The sequence below is a fragment of the Aquisalimonas sp. genome, assembly GCF_007120195.1.
Taxonomy (GTDB): domain Bacteria; phylum Pseudomonadota; class Gammaproteobacteria; order Nitrococcales; family Aquisalimonadaceae; genus Aquisalimonas.
The window spans coordinates 1-8269 of record NZ_SKOG01000213.1 but is presented as its reverse complement, the minus strand read 5'-3'; the positions used below and the strand labels follow the sequence as shown (position 1 = coordinate 8269).

At 64.2% G+C, this 8269-nt stretch carries 5 protein-coding genes; 3 read left to right on the top strand and 2 right to left on the bottom strand.

Features of this window, described 5'->3' with window-relative positions; all coding sequences use genetic code 11:
• Positions 1-7 precede the first annotated feature (7 nt).
• Positions 8-991, top strand: coding sequence for a malate dehydrogenase (locus QZT63_RS15185; RefSeq protein ID WP_290652339.1), 984 nt, complete (start codon positions 8-10; stop codon positions 989-991).
• Between the two features lie 160 nt (positions 992-1151).
• Here the strand turns inward: QZT63_RS15185 and uvrA are convergent, their stop codons facing one another.
• Positions 1152-4004, bottom strand: a complete 2853-nt coding sequence (uvrA, locus tag QZT63_RS15180; RefSeq protein WP_290652338.1) for an excinuclease ABC subunit UvrA — start codon at positions 4002-4004, stop codon at positions 1152-1154.
• 470 nt (positions 4005-4474) lie between these two features.
• Here uvrA and QZT63_RS15175 point away from each other — a divergent pair, with 470 nt between their 5' ends.
• Together QZT63_RS15175 and ssb are read left to right on the top strand one after the other, a co-directional pair.
• Complete coding sequence (locus QZT63_RS15175; RefSeq protein WP_290652337.1) at positions 4475-5671, top strand: MFS transporter; 1197 nt, start codon at positions 4475-4477, stop codon at positions 5669-5671.
• A 174-nt stretch (positions 5672-5845) separates the two neighbouring features.
• Positions 5846-6298, top strand: coding sequence for a single-stranded DNA-binding protein (ssb, locus tag QZT63_RS15170; protein WP_290652336.1), 453 nt, complete (start codon positions 5846-5848; stop codon positions 6296-6298).
• 348 nt (positions 6299-6646) lie between these two features.
• Here ssb and QZT63_RS15165 read toward each other — a convergent pair whose 3' ends face one another.
• The gene (locus tag QZT63_RS15165) at positions 6647-8074 is read right to left on the bottom strand and encodes a hypothetical protein (protein WP_290652335.1); all 1428 of its coding nucleotides are present in this window, start codon (positions 8072-8074) and stop codon (positions 6647-6649) included.
• Between the last annotated feature and the right edge of the window lie 195 nt (positions 8075-8269).

Here is an 8269-nt window from a genome sequence, read left to right as displayed (position 1 = left end):
GAACACCATGAAAGCACCCGTTCGCGTTGCTGTCACCGGCGCCGCTGGACAGATTGGCTACAGCCTGCTGTTCCGTATTGCCGCCGGCGACATGCTGGGCAAGGACCAACCGGTGATTCTGCAGTTGCTCGAAATCACGCCCGCACTCGAAGCGCTGCAGGGCGTGGTCATGGAAATCGAGGACTGCGCGTTCCCGCTGGTGGCCGGGACGACCACGAGTGACAAAGCCGAAGAGGCGTTCAAGGATATCGACTACGCACTGCTCGTGGGTGCGCGCCCGCGCGGTCCGGGAATGGAGCGCAAGGACCTGCTGGAGGCCAACGCGGCGATCTTCTCCGTGCAGGGCAAGGCCCTGAACGACGTCGCCAGCCGTGGCGTGAAGGTGCTGGTGGTGGGCAACCCTGCGAATACCAATTCCCTCATCGCCCAGCAGAATGCGCCGGACCTGAATCCGGGGCAGTTCACCGCCATGACCCGCCTGGATCACAACCGCGCCCTGGCGCAACTGGCCAATCAGACGGGCGTCCACACCCAGGACATCACCCGCCTGACGATCTGGGGCAATCACTCCTCGACGCAGTATCCCGATATCAGCCATACGTTGGTCAAGGGCGAGCGCGCTGCGGATAAAGTGGATCGCCAGTGGTACGAGAATGATTTCATCCCCACCGTTCAGCAGCGTGGAGCCGCCATCATCAAGGCGCGCGGCGCGTCCAGTGCTGCCTCGGCTGCAAGTTCAGCGATTGATCACGTTCGTACCTGGGAACTCGGCACTGCCGAGGGTGACTGGACCAGCATGGGCATCCCGTCTGACGGCAGCTACGGTATTACCGAGGGCATTATCTATTCCTTCCCCGTGACCTGTGCCAACGGCCGCTATGAGATTGTTCAGGGGCTTGAGGTCGATGACTTCAGCCGTGAGCGCATGCGGGCCACGGAGCAAGAGCTCGTGGAGGAGCGGGACGCGGTCAAGCACCTGTTCCCGGCCTGAGGCGCTGCTGCGCAAGGCCCGGGTCTTGCCTGCCCGGAGCAGGCCACCGTCGTAACACCGGCGGCGTCAGGCGAGACCCATCCCGGAGGCGTTCCAGAGGCGTTCACCTGGGCTTCGGTCGGCGGGCGCGGCAAGCGCCGCCCGCCCCAACCCGCATGTGCTACCCGTCGGCGGCCCGTCGGTCAGTGCCTGCGGGCAGCACCTGCCGCAGAAACCGCCCCGTGTGGGACGCCGCAATCGTGCTCACCGCTTCCGGGCTTCCTTGGGCGATCAGCCGGCCTCCCTCGCCGCCACCCTCCGGCCCCAGATCAATGACCCAGTCTGCGGTCTTGATGACATCGAGGTTGTGCTCGATGACGATGACGGTGTTGCCGTGGTCGCGTAGCCGCTGGAGTACGCTCAGCAGCTGCGCGATGTCGTGGAAATGCAGCCCGGTGGTGGGCTCATCCAGGATGTAGAGGCTGCGCCCGGCCTCGCGACGGGAGAGTTCCCGCGCGAGCTTGATGCGCTGGGCTTCGCCACCGGAGAGGGTGGTGGCGCTCTGGCCCAGGCGGATGTACGACAGCCCCACGTCCATCAGTGTCTCCAGCTTGCGGCGGATCACCGGAATGGCGTGGAAAATGTCCAGGGCCTGCTCGACGGTCAGCTCCAGCGCTTCGTGGATGCTCAGCCTGCGGTAGCGTACCTCCAGGGTCTCGCGATTGTACCGCTGGCCCTTGCAGACATCGCAGGTGACGTGCAGATCCGGCAGGAAGTGCATCTCCACCCGGGTAACACCCTCGCCCTGGCAGGCCTCGCAGCGACCGCCCTTGACGTTGAAGCTGAAGCGCCCGGGTTGATAGCCCCGCGCCCGCGCTTCCGGGGTGCCGGCGAACAGCTCGCGAATGGGTGTGAACAGCCCGGTGTAGGTGGCCGGGTTGGAGCGCGGGGTGCGGCCGATGGGGCTTTGGTCGATGTCCACCACCTTGTCCAGCCCGTCCAGGCCGTCGATGCCATCGCAGGCGGCTGGCTTATTCGACGCGCCGTTGAGTTGCCGTGCGGCCCACGGATAGAGCGTTTCGTTGATCAGCGTGGACTTTCCGGAGCCGGACACGCCGGTCACGCACGTCAGCAGACCCGTGGGAATACTGATGTCCAGACCCCGGAGGTTGTTGCCGCGCGCATTGCGGACCGTGATGTGCCGCGCTGGATCCGGCTGCATGCGCGTCGCGGGGATGTCGATCCGGCGTTTGCCGGAGAGGTACTGACCGGTGAGGGAATCCGGGGTGTCCGCGATGCGTTGCGGTGGCCCGTGCGCGACGATCCGTCCCCCGTGACGGCCCGGGCCGGGGCCCAGATCCACCACGTCATCGGCGCCGCGAATGGCCTCCTCGTCGTGCTCGACCACGATCACCGTATTACCCAGATCCCGCAGCCGCCCCAGCGTGGCCAGCAGGCGGGCGTTGTCGCGTTGGTGCAGGCCGATGGAGGGCTCGTCGAGTACGTACATCACCCCCACCAGGCCGGCGCCGATTTGGCTGGCAAGGCGGATGCGCTGGGCCTCGCCGCCGGAGAGCGAAGCGGCGCTGCGGTCCAGGCTCAGATAATTGAGCCCCACGTCGTTGAGAAAGGACAGCCGCTCGGCAATCTCGCGGCGGATGGGAGCGGTGATCTCGCCGCGGGAGCCGTCCATCGTCAGGGACTCGAAGAATGCCCGGCATTGGGTCACCGATAGCGCGGCGAGTTCGGGCAGGCTGTGTCCCGCCACGAGTACGTTGCGGGCCGCGCGGTTGAGGCGTCCGCCAGCGCATTCCACGCATTGCCGCGTACTGCGGTAGCGCGCGAGCTCTTCGCGCACGATTCCCGAGTCTGTCTCGCGGTAGCGGCGTGCCATATTGGAAATCACGCCTTCGAAGGCATGGGTTTGCTTGCGCGTGCCGCCCTGGGGCGTCATGTAACGGAACGCGATGGTTTCGCTGCCGCTGCCATAGAGAATGATGTTGCGGATCTCCTCTGGCAGGTCGGCAAAAGCCGTCTCGGCGGAGAAGTCGTAATGCGCCGCCAGCGACTCCATGAGCTGACTGTAGTAGGCGTTACGGCGGTCCCAGCCGCGAATGGCTCCGCCCGCCAGGCTGAGCTCGGGGTTCCCGACGACCAGCTCCGGGTCGAAGAACTCCTGCACGCCCAGGCCGTCGCATCCGGGGCAGGCGCCGCGGGGGTTGTTAAACGAGAACAGCCGCGGTTCCAGCTCTTCCAGGGCGTACCCGCACTCCGGACAGGCGTAGCGCGCCGAGAAGACGATGTCGTCGGCGGCGGGGTCTTCCATCCAGGCGATGCGCGCGATGCCCTCGCCCAGCCCCAGGGCCGTCTCGAAGGAGTCGGCCAGGCGGCTGGCGAGATCGTCCCGGACCTTGAAGCGGTCGACGACCGCCTCGATGGTGTGCGCCTTTTTGCTGTCCAGGGCCGGGGGGTTGTCGAGATCGACCACGGTGCCGTCGATGCGCGCGCGCACGAAACCCTGGGCCTTCATGTCCTGGAGCGCGTGCTGGTGTTCCCCCTTGCGCTCGGCGACCACCGGTGCGAGGAGCAGCAGTCGGCTGCCTGGCGGCAGCGTCAGTACCTGATCGACCATCTCGCTGACGGTGCGCGCGTTCAGTACCACGTGGTGGTCGGGGCACTGGGGGGTGCCCACACGGGCGAACAGGAGCCGCAGGTAATCGTGAATTTCTGTCACCGTCCCCACGGTGGAGCGGGGATTGTGCGACGTCGATTTCTGCTCAATGGAGATGGCCGGCGATAGCCCTTGAATTTCGTCCACATCAGGCTTTTCCATGATGGAAAGAAACTGTCGCGCGTAGGCCGAGAGTGACTCCACGTACCGCCGCTGCCCCTCCGCGTAGATGGTGTCGAAGGCGAGCGAGGACTTCCCGGACCCGGAAACACCGGTGATCACAACGAGCTGGTTGCGCGGCAGGTCGAGGTCGATGTCACGGAGGTTGTGGGTTCGCGCGCCGCGGATGCGGATGTGTTCCATGGACTCCCCTGGATCGGCGGGTGGCAGGACACGGGTAGGGACTGCAAACGATACAGTCTACCTGGACTGCGCCGGGCGCACGAACCCAGCCGGGTGCTGCAGCAATTCCAATCATGGCGCCGGTGCCATGGCGTGGCTGCACGCCGAACCCGTAGGCGGATTAGCGTAGCGTAATCCGCCGTCAATGACAGGGCGCCGCAGGCGCGCGACTCGTGTTGCCCTTGTGCGCCTTTGGCGCGGTTTATTTGACGGTGCATTACGCTGTCGCTAATGGCACCCTACGCCCTTCGATCGGCGCCGGCGCCACGGCAGGACTCCACCACGTAGCCACAGCGGGGATGACGCCCGGGAGCCAAGGCCAACGGAAGATCGGCAAAATTAGAACGGCCGAGGGTGGTACCATGCGCGCGCCCAATTCATGGAAACGTTATGCTGCCTTGCGTATGCAACCGCCGCCCGGAGCACCGGCCATGACATCACTGGAACGGCGGAGCGCTGCCGGGCTGGCGAGCATCTTCGGGCTGCGCATGTTCGGCCTGTTCCTGATTCTGCCAGTGTTTGCCGTCTACGGTGCGGAACTGGACGGCGCAACGCCTGCCCTGATCGGCCTTGCCATTGGTGTCTACGGGCTGACCCAGGCCCTACTACAGATGCCTATGGGCTTTGCCTCCGATCGCCTGGGGCGCCGGCCGGTCATTCTGGCGGGGCTGCTGATTTTCGCTGTTGGCAGCGTGGTCGCCGCGCTCGCCGACCATATCGTCGGGGTGATCATCGGGCGTGCCTTGCAGGGCAGCGGCGCCATCGCTGCCGCCGTGCTGGCGCTGGCGGCGGACTTGACCGTGCCGCGGCATCGCACCATCACCATGGCCATTATCGGCATGAGCGTGGGCGCGTCCTTTCTGCTGGCCATGATGGTGGGGCCGGCGCTGGCCGGAATCGGCGGCTTGGAGAGCATTTTTTGGGTCTCCGCCGCGCTGGCCGTGGCAGCCATCGGCGTGCTTTACGGGGTCATTCCAGCTCCCGGGCAGGAACAAATCCACGCCGATGCGCAGCCGGTCCGGAGCCAGTTCGGCACGGTGCTTTGTGCTGCGGACCTGCTACGCCTGGATGTCGGTATTTTTATTCTGCATTTTGCGCTGACCGCCGCGTTCGTCGTGCTGCCGTTGATGTTGCAGGACACCCTGGCACTGGACGTGGGCGCGCACTGGAAGGTCTACGTGCCGGTGCTGCTGTTGTCGGTGGTTGCCTTGGCGCCTGCCATTGTGTTGAGCGAGCGCCGACAGTGGCATCGTCAGGTGCTGTTTTCAGCAGTCGCATGTCTCACCATTGCGCAGTTTGCCATGGCGGCGTTCGGCCAGGGTGTCCTGGCTTTGCTGGCCGCGCTTTGGCTGTGGTTTGCAGCCTTTAACGTGCTCGAGGCCACGCTGCCATCGCTGATCTCCCGCTATGCACCGGCGGAATCCAAGGGCACCGCGCTCGGTGTCTATGCGACCTCACAGTTTGCAGGCGCTTTCCTGGGTGGCGTGGTCGGCGGGCTGGTGTACGGCGCGGGCGGCGTCGGTTGGGTGTTCTTTGTGGGTGGCCTGGCGACCGTCGGCTGGCTGGTGACTGTTTGGGGTATGGGGGAAGTCCCCGACGTGCGCCATGCCCGTGCGTCGGAAGGCTAGTGTCCTGTAAGCGAAATACGCTGGCTTTTTTGCTCCAAAGCGTCCCCAAGCCAGGGCTGTACTCGGCTGACGGGCGCGACTATCGTCGAAGCGCCAAACGCGCTACATTTTCCCCTCGAGCGTTGCATGGAGCCGCGGCGCTCGGGCCACACTGGATAAACAACGGAGGACCGCATGGCCCGTGGAGTGAATAAGGTAATCCTGATCGGCAACCTGGGGGCCGATCCCGAAGTCCGCTACAGCCCGAGCGGGGCGGCGGTGACCAATGTGCGTCTGGCAACCACCGATGCCTGGCGGGACAAGCAAACGGGCGAGCAGCAGGAACGCACGGAATGGCACCGTGTCGTGTTCTTCGGCAAGCTCGCCGAGATCGCCGGTGAATACTTGCGCAAGGGGTCCAAGGTCTACATCGAGGGCCGCCTGCAGACGCGCAAATGGCAGGGCCAGGACGGCCAGGACCGTTACACGACCGAGGTTGTGACCAACGACATGCAGATGCTCGATGGCCGCGGTGGTGGTGGCGGCGGCATGGGTGCGTCCGAGGGCGCCTCCCGCAGCTCCGGGCAGCCGGCTTCGAAGTCATCCCCCGAACCGGTGGACGACTTCGATGACGACATCCCCTTTTGAGCTCGGACGAAAAGAAGCATTCCCGATAGGAAGGTTACGGTGGGGGCGTTGGTTGCCGGCGCACCCCTCCGCGCACATCCCGGCGCGCACCGGATTCCTCCCTTGGGTTCTGGCCTTGAAGCGATGCCCGTCGAATACGATTGGAAATCGCCTTCGGCGACACCTTGAGATGGTTGGCGAGGTCTTGGACGGTCGGCATTTGTTTATACCAGTCTGGTCTCTATGCCCTGGTGCTGCGTACCAGTCACTGGGTGTAGGACGGTCACTGCCGCTTTGCCAACCGTCGAGGAGGCCAATAAAAAGGCGCCGGCTTTTACGCGGCACCTTTGTCGTCTTGGAAGTGAATGGCTAGTTCGTGGTCAGGGTGCCGAGGTCCTGGCGAATGTTCCACAGCGCGCTGAACCACGTCTTGTGCGGTTTCCCTGTGCCCACCGGAACCCCTCCCCAGACGACGCCGAGGAGCTGCACATGGTTCCCATACCATAGAAAAACGGGTGATCCGCTGTCGCCGGGGGCGGCTGTGAGGTTGCCCCTATCCTGGCACAGCAGCCGCACTTGCCGTCCGTCCGAGGTGGACGCCTTGTTTACATTGGCGCAGGTGCGATTGACGTAACCGTATGTCCAGCCCGTGGTTCGGCCCATCTTGTCGATCATCTCGCCCTTGAATGGGTAGTCCGGGTTGGCGTTGGCTGAAATCGTCATGGTCGGGTTGGCGTGGTTAACGACGGTGTCACCGGCCCCCTGGCCAGGCGCACGCCAGAAGTGGGTTCTGGCGATCCGTCCAAGCTGACGACTCACGCCCGATTCGTATTGCGCGAAGGCGCTGTCGCTCCAACGGCAGGCCCGCGTCTTGCCCAGGGACCATGTCTTGCAGTCCCAATAGCCCGGGTCCACCGTCTCGCGACCGATGAGATCCGACGGAACGCCGGCCCGATTGCGGAACGGGGTACCAGTCACGCTGCCTATGACGCTCGTGCAGTGAGAGTTGGTCACGAAGCCGGATACGCCTCCACGCGTTGCGTTGAAGCCAACCGTGCAGCCGATGCCGATGCCGCCGACGGCGGGCCTGATACGGTGGCGGAGTTCGTGGCTGAGGGGCCGTGTGGGCTCCGTCAGTTTGACGATCACTGCCTCCCGCGGCACGCGTGCCTCCCGCAGTTCAAGCTCCACCGCCTTCTCGATTTCGGGGGATTCCACACCGACGATCAGCCGGTTGCGTTGCTCATCCAGCTCCGTGAACCACACGCCGTCGACATCCAGGACTCGATCCGCCGCCTTGAACCAATCCAGTAGCTGTAAAACCGGGTAGTCGGACTTCTCCAGCAGCACCGCAGCCTCCTTGCCTGGCTTCCGCGCCTGCCGGGACCTGCTGAGAATTTCTGGGCCGAATACGCGCATCAGCACGTCCTGCATGTGGCGCGCATCCATGCTGTCAGGGTTGACGACCTTGACGCGGATGTTGCCGTCGGTGTCGAAATACAATCCACCAAATTCAGGGACAATTTCGGCCACTTGGGCAAAGTGATCGAGAATATTTCCTGTGGCCTCGCTTTGTTTCCCGCCCTCGTCACGACGCGCAACGGGCGTCACTTGTGTGAATCGGTCACTCGTCGGGCCGTTGATTGGGGTTGTCGCGCCGTTGATTGGGGTTAAATTGATGCCGTCGAGGCGCGTGTGCGCTTCGGCGACGTTTATGCTCGATCCGACCACCAAGGCCAGTGCCAAAGTAGAACCGGGAATAAGCCTGCGAGACCAGGAGACAGGTGCTGTGTTCATTTTCGGTCCCTCATCAGTCGTTAATGAGTCGGCGAGTTGCGAAGCGCTGTGTTGCGGTGAGCGCCGCGAAATCTGGCAGCCAAGCAGAGTCGGCTGATTGACTGCTGAGGCCTAGACTAGGGAGGTGTCGCTTTTGGGGCTGCGGAATAGTGGCGTGAAAGAGTGTGAATATTTACTTTCTAATCTTCAGGATGT

Bases quoted from the DNA above. Each gene is read 5' to 3' on its own strand.
- QZT63_RS15185 (WP_290652339.1), top strand. From the start codon at position 8: ATGAAAGCACCCGTTCGCGTTGCTGTCACCGGCGCCGCTGGACAGATT.
- uvrA (WP_290652338.1), bottom strand. From the start codon at position 4,004: ATGGAACACATCCGCATCCGCGGCGCGCGAACCCACAACCTCCGTGAC.
- QZT63_RS15175 (WP_290652337.1), top strand. From the start codon at position 4,475: ATGACATCACTGGAACGGCGGAGCGCTGCCGGGCTGGCGAGCATCTTC.
- ssb (WP_290652336.1), top strand. From the start codon at position 5,846: ATGGCCCGTGGAGTGAATAAGGTAATCCTGATCGGCAACCTGGGGGCC.
- QZT63_RS15165 (WP_290652335.1), bottom strand. From the start codon at position 8,074: ATGAACACAGCACCTGTCTCCTGGTCTCGCAGGCTTATTCCCGGTTCT.